Genomic DNA, 18517 nt, shown 5'->3' on the forward strand with positions numbered 1-18517 from the left:
TCGTAGGAGAGGGTAGCCAGAGGTACTGCATAAGCTCATCCTACAATTTACTATAAATTTGAGTGTGTATCGCCATATTTTACACTGCGGTTTGCACTCAATTGAGTTGAAATCTGGAAATTCCCTTGAAAAACTAGGTTGATGCGTGTATTTTTGAGAGAATCAATTAAATAACTCAGGGATGTATTTATGCCAAGACCTAACTATGGCCCCCAGTCCAAAAAACGGACAAAACGCCTTTTGGAAGTCTTGATCACCTACGCTAATGGAGAGTTAGAAAAATGCGATCGCTATGAGTCACAGATTCAGGTAAACTGGCAAACAGAGAAACAATTAGTTGTCCGTACAAAGGTAAGATATCTTGAAGCCTTGACAGCCGAAATAGGAACCGGAGAAAAGTTAAATGGTACCCAACTCAAAGAAAGCCTAAAAAGTCTCCAAGATTTTATCGAAATATTAGAAGATAATCGCTCTTCGACTCAAGGATCGGATAGCTGGCATTTTACTTTAAAATTGTGGCATCATCGACGGGATACTGCGGCAAATTTAGCAGAATTTGAGCAACAATGGGAACAACGCCGTTCACCCAAATCTAAGCAGTCAACGGGGGAAATCTCCTCAACACAATCTCCTGAAATCTTACCGAATCATAATATTACCATCAATAAAATTTCCCGTCAAGATTGGGGAGAAGCCCCAAATTGTGCCGAATTTTATGATCGGGAAACTGAACTTTCTACCCTGAAAAATTGGATTCTTGAACAACGCTGTCAGTTAGTCACAGTATTGGGAATGGGAGGAATGGGAAAAACCGCTCTTTCCGTGAAACTCGCCCAACAAATTCAAGGGGAATTTTCTGAATTAATTTGGCGAAGTCTCCGCAATGCACCGCCTCTAGAAAAATTGCTAACGGAGTTAATTCAATTCCTCTCTAATGAACAATTAACCCCTGTTGCAAAAACGGTTGATGAGCAAATTTCTACCTTAATCCAATGTCTCCAAAATTCAAGATTTTTAATCATTTTAGATAACGTTGAATCGATTCTCGACAGCAAGAAACGAGCGGGAAGTTATCGAGAAGGATATGAACGCTACGGACAACTGTTTAGAAGTATTGGAGAAACACAACATCAAAGTTGTTTGCTGTTAACCAGTCGAGAAAAACCCCGAGGAATTGGCTATCGAGAAGGCAATAATCAACCCATTCGTTCTTTGCAACTCGAAGGCTTAAAATCAGAGGCGGGTCAAGATATTTTTCGAGAAAAAGGCTTTGAAATTGCCGCAGAAGATGCTAATATTTTAATAGAATCCTACTCGGGAAATCCTCTCGCGTTAAAAATTGTATCGACCACAATCGCCGAACTGTTTGAGGGAGATGTTGCCCAGTTTTTAGCCGAAGGAACGGTTATTTTTGGGGATATTGCTGACTTACTGGATCAACAGTTTGCTCGGTTATCCTCTCTCGAACAACAGGTGATGTATTGGTTAGCCATTCATCAGGAATGGATGTCTTTATCTCAACTCAAACAAGGCTTATTAACCGCTATATCTCAACGAGACTTATTAGAAGCCCTAGAATCTTTGCAACAGCGATCGCTGATTGAAAAACAATCCGCCCAATTTACTCAGCAACCTGTTGTGATGGAGTATATCACCGCACAACTGATCGAGCAAGTATTTGAAGAAATCACCACCGGAGAAATCAATCTTTTTGACACCCATGCTTTAATAGAAGCCACCACCAAAGACTATTTAAGAACCGCTCAAATTCGCCTGATTCTCAAACCTCTCAGCGAAAAATTATTAACCCTATTTTCACATCCAGAAGCCGTCTATCAATGCTTAACCCAACTTTTAGATAAATTGCGATCGCGTTTCCCGCAAAAACGAGGATATGCAGCCGGAAATCTGCTTAATCTTCTGATAGAATTAAAATTACCCATTAACGATTTAGACTTTTCCAATTTAACCGTTTGGCAAGCCTATTTACAAGGGGTTAATTTACATCAAGTTAACTTTGATCACGCCGATCTCAATCAATGTGTATTCACCCAAACTGTTGGCGGTGTATTATCAATTGCCCTCAGTCCCAATGGTGAATTATTAGCCACAGGAATTGATGAAGATATCTTTTTTTGGCAAATAAATGAAGGACGACCTTTATCTATTTTACCCGGACATAAAGCTTGGGTAATGGCCGTTAGTTTTAGTCCTGATGGCAATATTCTCGCCAGTGGAAGCAATGACCAAACCGTGAGACTTTGGGATGTCAAAACAGGTCAATGTTTAAAGACATTACGAGGTCATAATAGTCGGGTGCAGTGTCTAGCATTTAGCGAAGATGGCAAACTGATCGCTAGTGGAAGTAATGATAAAACGGTTCGAGTTTGGGATGTAGAAACCGGAGAATGTCTACAGGTTTTACAAGGACACTACCGACGAATTTTAGCGATTACTTTTAATTTAAAACGGGGTATCATTATCAGTAGTAGCGAAGATGAAACCGTCAGATTTTGGGAAATAGCGACGGGAAACTGTGTTAATATTTTAGAAACACAAGTGAATTGGATGTCTTCAATGGCACTCAGTCCAGACGGTGAACTCTTAGTAACAGCCAGTGATGGAAATACGGTAAAATTTTGGGAGATAGAAACCGGAAAATGCACGAAAAATTTAGTCGGATATGAAGAACGAGTTTGGGCGGTGGCGTTTAGTCCAGATGGTGAAAAACTGGCAACCGGAAGCAATGATAATACGATAAAAATCTGGAATGTTTGCACAGGTGAATGTGTCAAAACCTTACAAGAACATCGTCATTTAGTCTGGTGGGTGGGGTTTAGTCTAGATAATCAAACCTTAGTCAGTGTCAGTCAAGATCAAAGTGTTAAATTTTGGCACTTTGCTTCAGGTCAATGTTTAAAAACCTTAGATGCTTATAGTAATTGGGTGTCGTTTGTTATCTTTAGTCCTGATGGTAAAATATTAGTCAGTTGTAGTGAAGATCGTTTAGTCAGACTGTGGAATATTAACACCAAAACCTGCGAAAAAACCTTAATAGGTCATACCAATATTGTCTCCTCAGCCGCCTTTCATCCCAACGGAAACCTATTAGCAACCGCCAGCGATGATAGTACCGTTAAACTCTGGGATGTGACAACGGGAGAATGTCTAAAAACCCTTTGGGGTCACGAGAGTTGGGTGCATTCGGTGAGTTTTAGTTGTCAGGGTTTGTTGGCGACGGGAAGCCGCGATAAAACAATAAAAATTTGGGATATTGAAACCGGAGAATGTTTGCAAACTTTAGCCGGACATTGGCATCGGGTAAAGTCGGTAGCGTTTAGTTTTTGTGGTAAAATATTGGCGAGTGGAAGTGATGATCAAACCCTAAAAATTTGGGATGTAGAAAAGGGAATTTGTTTACAAACCTTGTCCGAACATACCGACTGGGTGTTATGCGTGGCGTTTAGTCCTTGTGGTAAAATATTGGCGAGTGCAGGAGGCGATCGCACTGTTAAACTGTGGGAAGTTGAAACGGGAAAATGTGTGCTGACTTTAACAGGACATCGCCAGCGAGTGCGGTCAGTCGCGTTTAATAATGATGGCAGTCAAATTGTTAGTAGCAGCGATGATCATACGGTGAAAGTGTGGAATTTGCAAACGGGAAACTGTGTTTATACCTGTCACGAACATCGTCAAACGGTTTGGTCTGTGGCTTGTTGTCCTGATGGAAAAACCTTTGTCAGTGGCGGTGATGATCAAACGATTAAATTGTGGGAAATGAAAACCGGGAAATGTTTAGGTACAATGATTTTAGCACGTCCCTATGAAGGAATGAAAATGACGGGGGCAATCGGTTTAACTTCCGCCCAAAAAGTAGCATTAAAAGCGTTAGGAGCAGTGGAAGAGTGATAGTTTAAAATACTCAGGAAATACTACTTATCTCCCACCGTTCAATCTGGTTTTTCAATGTATATAACCCCTGAAATATAAAGTTTGTTATCAATCAGGTTTATGCTTAACAGTATTCATAGTACAATACTAAAAGTTTTTGTTTTATGGGGTGCTATTTTAAGATGAACGAAGAAAAAAAGTCGGTTCCAGAAGATCAAAATATAGAAGAAACTTCTCAATCTCGGGGCGATCCTGGACGCGACAGAGGCCCAACCAAACCAACACCTGAACCCCTTGAAAATCAGGGGAAAGTAGACAGAGGCGAAACCAAACCAACACCTGAAAACCTTGAAAATCCTGCTAAGGTAGATAGAGACTCAACGTCAATTGAAGAGATTGAACCTGAAAATCCCGGTAAAGACAGAGACCCGAGTTGATTATTTTGTAGAATTTTATAATTGAGAGGGGTGAGGTAAATTTTACAGGAATTATTTGAAAATGGCTAACCCAACAACTTCTCCCTCTCAACAACAATCTACTGATAATATTGAGGAATTCCCGAACTGGCAAGACGAAGTACAAGCTCCCGATCTGAGCCATATTATTACAGAAGATGATACTCCGATGGATAATATCTTTTCGGAAAAGCAACAACGATTGTTAGTGAGCAGTATTTATAGTTCTTTTTCTCCGGGAATTCCTTTTCTGGCGACTGCAAATATGGATCTCTTTACACCTATTGTTTCTCCTGAACGACAGCATCAATATTTTCGCTTTATAACACAACCAGGCTTGTGCGATCCAGAAATTGAAGTTCTGAAAACTTGGGCTGATGGGTTTACTGATCGAGATGGGAAGTTCGTGAAGGAATTTCAAACAACATTCAATTCATCATTTTGGGAATTATACCTCTTCGCTTGCTTCAAAAAACTTGGATTTACTGTCAACCTATCCTACGAAACTCCTGATTTTGTGATGACATCTCCCCATGGAGAAATCATTGCTGAGGCAGTTACAACAAACAATCCTAAAGGGTTTCGCCCCGAGTGGGATCAGGATTTGCGTCAGCTAGATAAAATCAGCATGGAGGATATTTTACGGTTATCTACTCTTCGGTTGTTGCAGGCTATTACTGATAAACACAAGAAATTTATCAAAACCTATTCAAAACTTCCTCATGTTCAAAATAAACCATTTGTTATATGCGTCAGTCCATTTGAACAGCCCTTTTTCTTTCTTCAAGATTCTATAGCTATTATTCGAGTTCTTTATGGATTTGATCAGCTCCTGATTCTTCCAGGTTCTCAAGATGGAGAAATGCTGATTGTAGGTGAATCTAGAAGCTATCGAGTTCAGAAGAAACCTGGAGTTGACATTCCTTTAGGATTATTTACTAATTCTGATATGGCTGATGTGAGTGCCGTATTCTTTAATAATCGAGCAGCTTTCTGCAAAGTTCGCGCTCTTGCTGGATCTGGGAAATATCCTGTGATCTTTTATGGTTCTAGAGCTATTAAATCAGAAACTGAAACAGGAGTACAGCGTTTCGTTACTGAAAAGCCAGATTATCAAGAGACATTACTTGATGGTTTTCATGTTCTCCTAAATCCATTTGCAAAGAACCCTTTAGATATAGAGGTTTTTAAAGATCGAGAAATTGCAATTCACAACTACGATATTAAAACAGAAAGTTATCGCCCCAAAATCCCAAATAATTTTTTATATCAACGGGCTTGCATTACTATATCCCCCAAGACTGAAGAGTCCGTCAAAAAATATAACAAATCGGCTGCTAGATCTGAAGTGTATGACGAATTGTTAGCAGAGATATGGGCAGAAGATAAATTGATTTATGTTGGGGGACGAAACGATCCCTTCTGCGAACATCACATGGCACACTATAACGGCTGGACTATTTTGGTTTCTTTTGACTCAATAGATGAGGATTGGAGTGCATTAGCAGTAAATAAGCTCTGCTATAGTCATCCCCAATTCATCCAAGCAAATGGAGACGATAGCATTAGATCTGCAAGTCTACTAGAATGGTTTTCAACAAAAGAAGAGGCTTACACCGAAATTAAGCACAGAATCAATAAACTCTCCGAACAGATTGAGGAAACTGAGGAGAACATTAGCTGAAGTTCCATGACTTAACTAGATTCTCCCTATCCTACTTTTTAGATTGTTAAAAAATGCGCTCTAGCGCAACTACAAATCTAGAGATATACAGGTAAATCTTTGCGGGGTTTAAAGGCTTCTATTTGACGTAATTTCTCATACAATTCTCGTTCTTGAGGACTGGGATCTTTAGGAACGACTATTTTTAATTCGACTAATTGATCACCCCGGTTTCCCGTTCCGGTTGGATAACCTTTATTGGCTAAACGTAAGCGTTTCCCAGACGTTACACCGGGGGGGATTTTTAGTTTGACAAAACCATCTAAAGTCGGAACTTCTATTTCACTTCCTAACACCGCTTCACAGGGCGTAATGGGAACTTCACAAATAATATCTGAACGTTCCACTTGAAAAAACGGATGAGGTAAAATATTGATTTTCAGATATAAATCTCCGCCTCCAATGCCTTGATTTCTTAAACGAATGCGTTGACCTGTGATCATTGCAGAAGGCATATTAACTTCTAAACTGCGGCCATCTTCTAAGCGAATGCGTTCTGTTCCGCCTGTATAAGCCTTTTCTAAGGGTAAAGTCAGTCGCGCTTCAATATCTCGTTTGGCTTCCCGAGAACCTGCTGTATAAACCGCTTTTGTGCGAGGGGAACGATAGGGATCAGAAGACTCCACCCGAGGCGCGTCAGCCGTCACTGTTCGGACTTCTCGCCGTCGCCCTAACAATTGATCGACAAACGTATTAAAATCGGCATAGTCTCCAAAATCAACTTCTTCAGTTTGAGTCCGACCATTGGTTGATTTACTAGCCCAAGTTTTCAAGCCCGAAAAAGGCGAACTCTTGCGACCTTGAAAGCCTTTTTGCTTCCAAAATTGACTATATTCATCGTATTGCGATCGTTTTTCGGGGTCAGACAGAATATGATAGGCTTCTCCAATGTCTTTAAATTTTTCCTCAGCCTCTTTATCACCGGGATTGAGATCGGGGTGATATTGTCTGGCTAGTCGGCGATAGACTCTTTTAATTTCTTCTAAAGTTGCGTCTTTGGGAACGCCTAGAATTTGATAATAATTCCGGAAGTTTTGCATGATTGGGTTGACGATTTTTACGTTTTAAATTGAAAGTATCGACCGAATTTATGCTTCTGAAAACACTTTATAGCCAATCATCATCTTGTTCATCCCAGTCATCACTTTGATAATAGCGTTTAGTCGTTCGACCTTCGTCCAAACGTTCGGATTGAGGGGGATAGTCGCGGTTGACATATCGTTCTTCTCGACGGCGATCGCTAGCTGAAAACGTGCGTTTGATCGATCCAAACAAATCATCTTCGTCCTCAGACGCAAAAGCAGACACTTCTCGACTGAGTTCATAAAGAGCATCTTGTAGATCCGCCCCAATTTGGTCAATTCCGCGATCATCATCCCGTTCCAGGCTATCACGCAAAGCCCGAATTAGGGTTTCAATGCGTCCTCGCTGACGTTGGGCAAATTGCATTCCGTAGTCTAAGGCGACTTCTCGCAGTTGTCGTTCCGCTTGGTAGGTTAAAGCTTGGGCGCGGTTGCGTTTTTCGACTCGTTCACGCTGTAAGCGATCTTGATCCGCAAATTGTTCGGCTTCTTGGATCATGCGGTTCACTTCTTCTTGGCTGAGAGTGGATGCCCCTTGAATGGTAACGCTTTGTTCCCGTCCAGTGGTTTTGTCTAAGGCTGTCACCAGTAAGATTCCATTGGCATCAATATCAAAAGAAACCTGAACTTGCGGAACACCTCTAGGGGCGGGCGGAATTCCCGTGAGTTTAAATTTACCCAAGGATTTATTATCGCTGCCTAACTCCCGTTCACCTTGTAAGACGTGAATTTCGACTAAGGTTTGGTTGTTTTCTGAGGTCGAGAAAATATCAGATCGTCGCACGGGAATTGTCGTATTGCGAGGGATGAGTTTTTTCATCACACCGCCAATAGTTTCTAACCCTAGAGATAGAGGTGTTACATCCAAGAGTAAGATATCTCGCACTTCTCCGGCTAAAATTCCGGCTTGAATGGCGGCCCCCACTGCAACCACTTCATCGGGGTTAACGCCTTGATTGGGTTCGCGATCAATTAAGCTATAAACCACTTGTTGAACCATCGGCATTCGGGTTGATCCGCCGACTAATATCACTTCATCAATCCGATCTGGATTAAGATTAGCATCCATCAAAGCCTGTTTGATCGGACGACGCAAGCGTTGAACTAAGTCCGCACATAATCCTTCAAATTCACCTCGGGTGAGTCGATATTCCAGGTGTTTCGGCCCTTCTTCAGTTGCTGTAATAAACGGTAAGTTAATCTCTGTGACACCGATGCCAGACAGTTCGATTTTGGCTTTTTCGGCGGCTTCAGTCAAACGTTGTAAGGCTTGGCGGTTGCGTCGGAGATCGACGCCTTCTTGATCTAGAAATTTATCGGCCAACCAATCGACAATTTTTTGGTCAAAATCATTTCCACCGAGTTGAGTATCGCCACTGGTGGCTTTGACTTCAAATACGCCATCCCCAACTTCGAGAATGGAAACATCAAAAGTCCCTCCGCCTAAGTCAAAGACGAGGATGGTTTCATATTCGCGTTTTTCCAGTCCGTAGGCCAGAGAGGCGGCGGTGGGTTCGTTGAGAATGCGTTTTACATCCAGTCCGGCGATCCGTCCGGCGTCACGGGTGGCTTGGCGTTGGGAGTCGTTAAAATAGGCGGGAACGGTAATCACCGCCCCAGTTACCTCTTCCCCCAGAAAACGGCTGGCTTCTTCAGTCAGTTTTCGCAAAACCATTGCTGAGATTTCTTCTGGGGCGAAGTCTTTTTTCAGTCGAGGACAATTGATTCTAACGTTACTGACCTCATCCCGGCGAATGGTGTAGGGAACCCGCTTTGAGGCGGGGGTGAGGTCAGCGTATTTATTGCCGATTAACCGCTTCACCCCAAAAAAGGTATTTTGGGGATCTAAAATGGCTTGACGTCTGGCCATTTGTCCGACAATGCGTTCCCCTTCTCGGGTAAAACCAACGACGGAGGGGGTTGTCCGCATTCCTTCAGAATTGGCAATCACAACAGGCTTACCGCCCTCCATGACAGCGACCACAGAGTTGGTTGTCCCCAGGTCAATGCCGACTACTCTTCCCATGCGTTGGTTTTCTCCTTTTGTGCTTCGATTTGCCTTAGTTGTCCGATTATCTATTTTATCGCGTAAAGCTCTGGAACTTTATACAGTGACCAGTTACCAAGTACCGTGCAGTGACCAGGGAACAGGGAACAGTTTCTCCCTCGCTTGCCTCTTGCCTGTTGCCTCTTGCCTGTTGCCTCTTGCCTTTTGCCTTTTGCAAGATTGCCTTTTGCAAGATTGCCTTTTGCCTATTCCCTTCTTTAACAAATCTTGGACTTGAATGTAACAAGATGTAAAGTATAATGAGAACGAAATATAAGCACACAGACTAAAGGTTATCAATGCGAGTTGCGATCGCCGGAGCAGGTTTAGCAGGTTTATCTTGTGCCAAATATCTCGCAGATTTGGGTCATACGCCCATTGTTCTGGAACGGCGAGATGTATTAGGGGGCAAGGTGGCTGCATGGAAAGACGAAGACGGGGACTGGTACGAAACGGGTTTGCACATTTTTTTCGGTGCTTACCCCAATATGTTGCAGCTTTTCAAAGAACTGGGCATCGAGGATCGGCTGCAATGGAAAGAACACACGATGATTTTTAACCAGCCTGAGAAGCCTGGTACCTATTCTCGGTTTGATTTTCCTGACCTACCTGCTCCGATTAATGGAGTGATCGCGATCCTGCGTAATAATGATATGCTCACTTGGCCGGAAAAGATCCGGTTTGGCTTGGGGTTAATTCCGGCGATGGTTCAGGGGCAAAAGTATGTTGAGGAGATGGATCAATACTCCTTTTCAGACTGGCTCAAACGGCAAAATGTTCCGCCTCGGGTTGAGAAGGAAGTGTTTATCGCCATGTCAAAAGCTCTGAACTTTATTGACCCGGATGAGATTTCAGCAACGATTATCCTAACAGCACTCAACCGCTTCTTACAAGAGAAAAATGGCTCCAAGATGGCGTTTTTGGATGGTTCGCCTACAGAACGCCTCTGTCAACCGATTGTAGATTATATCACGGAGCGAGGTGGTGAAGTCCGACTCAATTCACCTATTAGAAAGTTTTTACTCAATGCCGATCACAGCATCAGTGGCTTTCAAGTCGGTGGGTCAGAGGAGGTGTTAACGGCTGATGCTTATGTTTCGGCGATGCCTGTTGATCCCCTGAAGTTGATGTTACCGGAAGCTTGGCAAAAATTGGATGATTTTCAAAAGCTAGACGGTTTAGAGGGGGTTCCGGTGATCAACGTGCATCTGTGGTTTGATCGCAAGCTGACGGATATTGATCATCTGTTGTTTTCGAGATCGCCGCTTCTGAGTGTGTACGCCGACATGAGTAATACTTGTCAGGCTTATTCCGATCCGGATCGTTCGATGTTAGAGTTAGTTTTAGCCCCAGCCAAAGATTGGATCGCGAAGTCTGATGAGGAGATTGTGGCAGCAACGATGGCAGAATTGGAAAAATTATTTCCCTCTCAAATTCCCCATCAGGCGCAGTTGTTGAAGTCTCATGTGGTCAAGACCCCACGTTCGGTTTACAAAGCTGTTCCAGGCGCTCAAGCTTGTCGTCCTTCCCAAGTTACACCGATTCCCAATTTCTTTCTAACTGGGGATTATACGATGCAACGATACCTGGGTAGTATGGAAGGTGCTGTACTTTCTGGTAAACTAACAGCGCAAGCTATTAGTCAGCATTCAGCCTCAATTGACAAGCAAGCCCAGGCTGCTCGGGTTGATTCTGCCCTTAACGGTAATTCAGCCTCTGTCAATTCCCCAACCCGCACCCCTGTTACACAATAACCAACCGATTTACGGCTGATAGCGACAGAGCAGAAAAACGACGAATGCTACAACTGTCTAAGTCCCTCCGGATGAGAACTCTGGCTTCCTTGGAAGACTCCTACGAACTCTGTCGTCAGATTACTGCGGAGTATTCCAAAACTTTCTATATGGGAACTCAGCTCATGCCAGAAGCCAAGCGTCGGGCGATCTGGGCAATTTATGTCTGGTGTCGCCGTACCGATGAACTGGTCGATGGGCCGATGGCGAGTTCGACAACGGCTGAAACTTTGGATCATTGGGAAAAACACCTCGAATCTCTTTTCGCAGGTCATCCCATTGACGATGAGGACGTGGCTCTAGTGGATACTCTCAGCCAGTATCCTCTGGATATTCAGCCGTTTCGAGATATGATTGCGGGTCAACGGATGGATCTTTACCGCAGTCGATATGAAACGTTTGAAGAATTGAAACTGTACTGCTATCGGGTGGCGGGTACAGTTGGGTTAATGTCTATGGCCGTGATGGGCGTTGCCCAACCGGACTATCAGGCACCCTGGGATCATGAACTTGGCTTTGATATCCCGACAGAAGAAGCGATCGCCCTTGGAATTGCTAATCAATTGACGAACATTCTCCGAGATGTCGGTGAGGATGCTCGCCGAGGTCGTATTTATCTTCCCCTAGAAGAGTTAGCCCTGTTCAACTACACGCAAGAGGATTTATTGAAGGGAGTTGTCGATGATCGCTGGCGAGAACTGATGCGTTTTCAAATTCAGCGAGCGCGTAAGTTCTATACTCTGGCTGAACGAGGGATTCGCGCTTTGAGTCCTGATATTCGCTGGCCGGTTTGGTCTGCATTACTTCTCTACAGCAAGATTCTCGATGAAATTGAGCGCAATCGGTATGATGTTTTTACCCGACGGGCTTATGTTCCGACTCAGCGTAAAATGTTCTGTTTACCTGTTGCGCTTTTGAGGTCCATTGTGTTGTAATCTTGAACGTCTTTAATAAGGCTCTATTGAATTAAATAACCCGCCTGAAGTTGATTCGGGCGGGTTTTGTTTAGCTGAAAATCTAGTCTGAGGGCTAGGTATTTGTGGTTTGAGCTAGCATTTCTTTGAGCTTCTCTAACTGGTTCGCCCAACGAGGATCGGGTTGAACCGAGTCCGAGCTAGAACTTGATGAACTTCCCGAAGGACTTGATGAAGAATTGCCTCGACCTGATTTTTTCTTCTTACTGCTTGCCGTTTTAGTGGCTACTGGGCGAACTTCCTCTTCGGGTGAACCCTCTCCTTTTTCATTTTTGCCTTTTTTACGGGGCAATGCTTTTTCTATTTTCAGGGGATTTTCCTTGAACATGAAGCCATTGTATTTTTCAACAATTTGATCGGCGATTTCATCGGTTTGTACGGTGACAAAACCAAAACCTCGACATTTTCCGGTCTTACGATCCGTAATCACTTTAGCAGAGACGCTATCTCCTTCTTCAGCAAAAACGTCTTGTAATTCCTTGCGTTCAAGTTCTTTGGGAAGATTTCCAACATAAAGACGAACGGGCATGACTAAAACCTCCGAATATCAACTAAAATGAGTGAACTAGATAACAGCACATTGACTGCTATCCTTTGAATAATAAACATCTGTTCTCGAAAAATACTCTCGAACTTGAGAGCTTTTTTGCCTCACGTATAAAAAAACTTTACAACAGTTTATAGGTCTATACCAACCGAACGGGTGATTTTGAAACTTCTTCTCCACCTGTATTCGCTGATGCAGAGACCTATAATTTTTTAGGCTGTTTTGTAAACTTCCGGTCATTTCTTAACAACTTACTGCCGTATACGCTTTCAATTCCCTTGAGTGTCGATTAAAACATCTTTAACCCAGACTCTAAAACTAATATCAATGGATTTCAGCTTCCTGTCGATGTAACGCCTACTCAAGTTTAGTACACCCAAGGGTACAAAATAGAACATTTGGAGAAAAAGTCGCCTGCTTTAATACCCGTTCGGTAAAAAACAGCAACTTTTATAAAACTCTGCTCTCTACTATCCATAACCGGATAATTTAAAGCCACTCTCTAACATATCATATCTGTGGGCAGAATTCTAGCAATTGCTTCAAAATTTTTTCTGACTACAATCTGAATGTCTTTGGCAATCTTTTTCCGATTGATTTAAGTTTTCCTCCGAGTTACCCGAAAGGTTCATCCATTATTAAAGCTTTGTAAACAAATGTAACACTGAGTTGAGCAAAATGCAAATCCAACCTTCTTAAAACTTACAAAAACTTAGAATCCTCCTTGAGAAATCATATAAGCCCCCCAAAAAGCCAGGACACAAGCTAAGATTGTAGACCAAATTGGATGTCCTCCTGTCAAAGTCACTTGATGATCTTGAGTTTGTAAACTTTCGACATCTATCCAAGGTGTTGCACCTCGTCGCCACCATCCTCTAAGATTAATCGACTCACCGATTAATTCAACCGGATGGCTTGATTTGCCAAAAATTGCCAGAGGAGTCAATTCAGGAATATAATGCAGCTTGATCAAACCTGTAGCCGTCTTTAAAATTAAATCCTGTCCCATCAAATTACTCAAACCTTCTCGCCCCTGAAGTTTTCCTTCTAAATACAGAGGTTGACTATCTATCGGTAGTGCATTAGCATCTGTCAACAGACTCACCAAACTCGGGTTTTGTAGTGGCGTTGAGGGTTTAATCTCAGCAAAGAAAGAATTGATGCGAAGGAAAATTCCTAAACTGCAAGCCAGGGGAATGCAACCTGCCAAAATCCAAAAATCCCCAAACAACCATTCTAATTGCCAAACGCCCACAGCCGACAAAAAGCCGCCCAATAACCAGATGAGACTTCCTAGCATCAAACCCGCCGGAAGCCCAAAGTAAGGCGCACCTTGTAGAAGCAATCGACGGTGTTGCAAAGACCGATCCGATGTAGATGCAGAATTTTTCGCTGATAAATCCAACTCGGTGTTCAAATTCCAAAAACTTGCATACTGAGATAATATCAACAAGCGATCGCCAATTACCGGATGTGTGTTATTGATTTCCAACCATTGACGATAGGGGTTTGCTAAATCCCATGTGAGCAGAGATTCGATCTTACCATAATCAGCCGCTACACTACCGAATGTTAGCGCTTGAGAGGAACTGACAGGCATCAACAGATCAAACCCCTCTAGTAAGCTGCTAGTACCTTGCTGCTGAATTTCCTTAGCCATTCCTATCGCTATTTTGACAATCGCGCGAGTTAGTCCGTTTGGATTTCCCGTCAGGTTGCAAGCGGTGCGATCGCTGTAGTAAACTCGTCGGCGAGACAGCCACAATGTGGGCAATCGCAAAATTCGATACAACCCATAACTCAAAGGTGAAATAATTGTGAAAATTCCGTTGAGGATTGGGATAATCAACGATAGAATAGACCGAACAAAATTGGGGACTTTTTCGGGTAATCTGTTGATCAAATCTCCAGACTGTTCAACCCATTGTGCAGATTGCCAATAAAGCTGATAGGGGATTTGAGTAATAATAGCGGCAAAAGACATCACTCGAAAATCCCACTGACCGACTGAAGCAATTTCTCGGGCATAAATGACTGCAATTTCATCTTCCGAGAGTTGATCAAGTAATCCCTGACTAACAACAATTCTAGCAAATCTGGGCAACCAACCATAGGTGATGGCTATCGGTGCATTTGTCGGTAATACTCTCAACGCGGGAACTTTCCAATTGCGTTGCTGACAATAACTTCTTAAAATTCGATTGGCTTCTTGACTGTAGTTAAATAACGCTGTCATTGGTAAGGGTTTCATCCGATAGGCAAATTTTAGCAAGCTATCTAATAGCCAAGGCGACAACATAAATAATACCGCTAAACTGATATAAACAGATTCAGTCGGATTCTGATAAAATAGTTGTAGAGGTTGAAGAAGTGGCAACCACAATAACACATTATTCGTGGTATCCATTAAAAACTCTATCAAACGAGGCGTGAACCAAAGAAACGCTAAAACGGTTAGAGCTTGTTCGAGATAAAATCGCGTTAGATTCAACGATTTTAAACGCCGCCATTCGGTTGCTCGTTCTGCTTGTCGCCAAGTTAATTGTTCAAATTTTGTTGAAAATTTATCTAATGTTTCTTGAGATTGAATATTATTTTCTTTTTTTAAAGAAGTGTCAGTAGCCATTTTATTAATGACATTTTTTTCTAAAAAATCAGATTTATTACTATTAATTTCTTTAAAAATATGGGATTGTTTTTGGGCTGATTTTGAACGGTAATTATTCAGTTGTTCGTCAACAGAAGACTGTTTTTTAGGAGGTTCAAAGGGAACAAAACCTGCATCTTTTGGGGGTTGAATATTTGGGGGTTGCGAGGAAGGTTCAAAAGCAACAAAACCGGGGTCTTGTTGAGGTTGAGTTTCTAACGAATAACGGACTTTTAATTCTTGTAAAGTATTTTCAGCCCAAGTTTTTACTTTGGGTTTGGGATGTTGTGTCAGAGTTTGACAAAGGGCGATCGCTTTTTTGACGTTGCGAGTTCGTTCATAGGCGACAACTAACGCCATTTGCGCCTGTATTCCGGCTGATCGGTTAGACTGAGACTGTGCGATCGCTTCGAGATGAGTTATCGCTGTTTGATATTGTTTTTGTTTCAGCGCCGCTAACCCCATTTCCAGAGAAGGGGTTTCTTCTGGGGACTGTTCTGAACCCGACGCCGGAGGACGAGGAGTAGATGACATGGCGGTTCCTCCACTGGGACTTTTTTTAAGATAGCCCAGGGTTGGGGTATTGTGAGTATTTTATCAGATTGTTACAAGATTTTTCTAACTTTTGGCAGATTTGTAGAGATTTCGCAACTCGGAGATAGATGCAGAAGTGTTAGGGGTTAGAATTAATTGTACTGTATGAATGAGTTAAGAAATAGAGGGTAAAACTTCTTGCAAATAGTAATTAATCAGAGGATTGATCGAGTAGTAACATTGATCTAGTTCAATTTTTATGGAGATCAAGGATCGCTTTTCTAATGAATCCAAAACTTGGATCAGTTCTGAATAATCGCAGGATTGAGAAGGGTCGCAAAGTTGAGTTAAAGTTATACAATCTGTTGAACCTGCTATTTTATAGAGAAGCTTTTTTTCAGTTTTAGAGAGTCGCTGAAACTGACAACTGAGGCGATCGCCAAACTCCCCAAAAAAGGCGGGATAGTTGATAAACTCGGTTGTATTACCTGCAAATACTGTTTGAATCGTTTTTCCAATGGTTTGTAAAGCCAGGGGATTTCCGTGATATTCACTCACTAGCTGTTCCAGATTTTCCTCCTCAACTATTCCTTCATGTTTGAGGATTTTTTGTGCATTTTGGGGTTTTAAACCCTTAACTTTTAAGTAACAAACGGCTTGATTTTTCCCGGTTAATCTACTAATTGTTCTCGGGGTTTCACTGCTAGTAATCAGCAAACAGCTTTGATGGATAAGTTGACCTATTTTGTTGAGAAAATCTCCGTCGGGTTGATATCCTTCTTTGTAGTGACCGACTAAAGTATTGGGTTGAAATAGGGATTCCCAATGATCTAAAATTATTAAGCAGCGATGTTTTTCGAGAAACTTGATTAGGGTTCGTATCCCGTCAGCAATAATAACAGATTGGTTAAAGTTTGAGGTCGAGACTCTAGATTGAACTAATTTCTTAAATAACTGACTGATTAAATATTCCTCGGGATTATCTGGGGTTGAAGATTTACTGAAAAATTGAATCAAATCTGTGAGAAGATGAGTAAAAGGCGGAGCATGATCGAGATTTCGCCAAATAATATATTCAAAGTCGTTTTGTATTTGTCCTGCTAATTTAGAAGCAATTGAAGTTTTTCCAATCCCTTGTATTCCCGAAATTGCTACAACCCGACAGCGATCATCGATTATCCATTGTTTGAGTGTCGTCAGTTCCGTCTCCCGTCCGTAAAATGTTGAAACATCTATCGCTTCTATCCAGTCAATTTTTTGGGGTTTAACAGGTGAAGGGGTTGTGAGGGGAGTCGAGGTTGTCAGGGGTTGTTGTGGATGATTTTCGGCTATTTTTTGGGCGATATTTACAGCTTCAGAAGTCGGAATTTCTTCGTTATTAAGATGAATTTCTAGTTTATATTCTGCTGCTTCGAGAAATACAGAAACATCTTTCCAATGATGTAGGGATTTCTGGGTTATGACTTCTATATAACGATACAATCCCCTGGATAAATCCACCCTTAAACCCGAACAATTTCGATGAAGTGCAGTGGCAATTTCCGAGGGACTCGAACCACACAGCAATCCCCGCAGGACAGTTTTTTCTGTTTTGGTGAGTTTTTGTTTCTCACTATTCTTATGGAATTGTTTGGCGGTGGTGAGGTCTGAGTAGAGTTGTTCAAGGTTCCAGTTGTCCTCCGCTTCGAGAAACTTCTGGCCCAGTGAACGGTTCGATTGACTGGTTGAAGTTGCCATTTCAATTTTTGTTGTTATAACAATAAGCTGATAGCACCCTGTAAAGCTTATTTGTATTCTTCTCAGAACGAGCGTGAAATTACGGAGAAGCTAATGTAACCACCCCTAAATACTCCGTAAAAATACTTAAACTTTACCGGATAGTTTTTACCGTACCTAATAAACCTAACACGTTACCTAACACCTTGTCTAGTTTACCTAACAAAATTTATCGAAAACTCCTAATAGTTGTTAGGTGACATTGGGCTTTAGAGTTTGTTAATATTGAAACAGGATGAGATCAGTAGGAGAAATACAAAAAATGAAGCTTTTCAAATACATCTTTTATTCACTATCAGTTACAGCTGCCACTGTATTTGTTTCTCAACCCGCTCAAGCATCATCTATCTTAAGAAATTTAGGAAGAATTTTTGTTCAAACTTCAGCAAAGAAGATAGTTTTAAGTTACGCTTCCCTTTAACGCTACACTTTGCGATCGCGTAATAAAGGGAAAGGGTAGAGTATTTTCTATCTTTTTAATGAAATAAACTGATTGATTAACTTTAGGATAAATAAATTATGTCAGGTAATACTCTAGAAACAGCACAGGATTTAGGAATACTAACTCCCGGAGTCGATGGTGGTGCTTTCGGCGAGATCGGGAATTCTGACCCGGAAGATTACTTCAGATTTACACTTGATACACCTTCATCTTTGGAAGTAGTTTTACAAGGTTTAACTGCTGATGCCGATCTAGAAATACTTGACAGCAATGGTAACTTTATAACTTCGTCAATTAATTACGGGTCTACCAGCGAAAATCTTCAACTTGAACTGGAAGCGGGTGATTATTTTGCACGTGTATATGAATTAGGAAGCCCGACACCATATGACCTCGTTTTAATTCCCACATCCACTTCAAACGACAATAATAATACTCTAGAAACAGCCGTGGATTTAGGAAGACTAACTCCCGGAGTAGATGGTGGTGCTTTCGGCGAGATCGGGAATTCTGACCCGGAAGATTACTTCAGATTTACACTTGATACACCTTCATCTTTGGAAGTAGTTTTACAAGGTTTAACTGCTGATGCCGATCTAGAAATAC

General features: G+C 41.9%; 11 protein-coding genes. 6 read left to right on the forward strand and 5 right to left on the reverse strand.

The genetic code is table 11. From position 1 onward, the window contains the following. Positions 1-189 precede the first annotated feature (189 nt). From VB836_RS18100 to VB836_RS18110, 3 genes are all read left to right on the forward strand, one after another. On the forward strand, positions 190-3909 hold the full coding sequence (locus tag VB836_RS18100; protein WP_323221270.1) for a WD40 domain-containing protein: 3720 nt from the start codon (positions 190-192) through the stop codon (positions 3907-3909). A 164-nt stretch (positions 3910-4073) separates the two neighbouring features. Further along, entirely contained in the window at positions 4074-4328 is a 255-nt protein-coding gene (locus VB836_RS18105) for a hypothetical protein (RefSeq protein WP_323221272.1), read from the forward strand. Between the two features lie 61 nt (positions 4329-4389). Next, positions 4390-6030: a hypothetical protein gene (locus VB836_RS18110; protein WP_323221274.1), complete on the forward strand. Its 1641-nt coding sequence runs from the start codon at positions 4390-4392 to the stop codon at positions 6028-6030. Positions 6031-6107: 77 nt separating this feature from the next. Here the strand turns inward: VB836_RS18110 and VB836_RS18115 are convergent, their stop codons facing one another. Together VB836_RS18115 and dnaK are read right to left on the reverse strand one after the other, a co-directional pair. Next, positions 6108-7109, reverse strand: coding sequence for a J domain-containing protein (locus VB836_RS18115; protein ID WP_323221276.1), 1002 nt, complete (start codon positions 7107-7109; stop codon positions 6108-6110). Between the two features lie 67 nt (positions 7110-7176). Next, positions 7177-9177, reverse strand: coding sequence for a molecular chaperone DnaK (gene dnaK / locus VB836_RS18120; protein ID WP_323221278.1), 2001 nt, complete (start codon positions 9175-9177; stop codon positions 7177-7179). 320 nt (positions 9178-9497) lie between these two features. Between dnaK and pds the strand changes: the two genes are divergently transcribed. Next, positions 9498-10952, forward strand: coding sequence for a 15-cis-phytoene desaturase (gene pds / locus VB836_RS18125; protein WP_323221280.1), 1455 nt, complete (start codon positions 9498-9500; stop codon positions 10950-10952). 44 nt (positions 10953-10996) lie between these two features. After that, a complete protein-coding gene (gene crtB, locus VB836_RS18130) occupies positions 10997-11926 on the forward strand; it encodes a 15-cis-phytoene synthase CrtB (protein WP_323221282.1) in 930 nt (309 codons plus the stop codon). Positions 11927-12020: 94 nt separating this feature from the next. Here crtB and VB836_RS18135 read toward each other — a convergent pair whose 3' ends face one another. The 3 genes from VB836_RS18135 to VB836_RS18145 all read right to left on the reverse strand — a co-directional run bounded on the left by VB836_RS18135 (position 12021) and on the right by VB836_RS18145 (position 17430). After that, on the reverse strand, positions 12021-12494 hold the full coding sequence (locus tag VB836_RS18135; protein ID WP_046277864.1) for an RNA recognition motif domain-containing protein: 474 nt from the start codon (positions 12492-12494) through the stop codon (positions 12021-12023). Between the two features lie 730 nt (positions 12495-13224). Then, positions 13225-15693 carry a zinc metalloprotease HtpX gene (locus VB836_RS18140; protein WP_323221284.1) on the reverse strand — a complete coding sequence of 823 codons (2469 nt, stop codon included), beginning with the start codon at positions 15691-15693 and terminating at the stop codon, positions 13225-13227. A gap of 174 nt (positions 15694-15867) precedes the next feature. Next, entirely contained in the window at positions 15868-17430 is a 1563-nt protein-coding gene (locus VB836_RS18145) for an NB-ARC domain-containing protein (protein ID WP_323221286.1), read from the reverse strand. Between the two features lie 558 nt (positions 17431-17988). Here VB836_RS18145 and VB836_RS18150 point away from each other — a divergent pair. Further along, positions 17989-18517: PPC domain-containing protein (locus VB836_RS18150; protein ID WP_323221288.1), on the forward strand; the 529-nt coding region annotated here is incomplete at its 3' end.

This window comes from Limnoraphis robusta BA-68 BA1 (assembly GCF_034932365.1).
Lineage (GTDB): Bacteria > Cyanobacteriota > Cyanobacteriia > Cyanobacteriales > Microcoleaceae > Capilliphycus > Capilliphycus robustus.

What these genes read in the sequence shown, in the direction of transcription:
- VB836_RS18105 (WP_323221272.1), top strand. Translation starts at nt 4,074, where the DNA reads ATGAACGAAGAAAAAAAGTCGGTTCCAGAAGATCAAAATATAGAAGAA.
- VB836_RS18100 (WP_323221270.1), top strand. Translation starts at nt 190, where the DNA reads ATGCCAAGACCTAACTATGGCCCCCAGTCCAAAAAACGGACAAAACGC.
- pds (WP_323221280.1), top strand. Translation starts at nt 9,498, where the DNA reads ATGCGAGTTGCGATCGCCGGAGCAGGTTTAGCAGGTTTATCTTGTGCC.
- VB836_RS18140 (WP_323221284.1), bottom strand. Translation starts at nt 15,693, where the DNA reads ATGTCATCTACTCCTCGTCCTCCGGCGTCGGGTTCAGAACAGTCCCCA.
- VB836_RS18145 (WP_323221286.1), bottom strand. Translation starts at nt 17,430, where the DNA reads ATGGCAACTTCAACCAGTCAATCGAACCGTTCACTGGGCCAGAAGTTT.
- dnaK (WP_323221278.1), bottom strand. Translation starts at nt 9,177, where the DNA reads ATGGGAAGAGTAGTCGGCATTGACCTGGGGACAACCAACTCTGTGGTC.
- VB836_RS18110 (WP_323221274.1), top strand. Translation starts at nt 4,390, where the DNA reads ATGGCTAACCCAACAACTTCTCCCTCTCAACAACAATCTACTGATAAT.
- VB836_RS18115 (WP_323221276.1), bottom strand. Translation starts at nt 7,109, where the DNA reads ATGCAAAACTTCCGGAATTATTATCAAATTCTAGGCGTTCCCAAAGAC.
- crtB (WP_323221282.1), top strand. Translation starts at nt 10,997, where the DNA reads ATGCTACAACTGTCTAAGTCCCTCCGGATGAGAACTCTGGCTTCCTTG.
- VB836_RS18135 (WP_046277864.1), bottom strand. Translation starts at nt 12,494, where the DNA reads ATGCCCGTTCGTCTTTATGTTGGAAATCTTCCCAAAGAACTTGAACGC.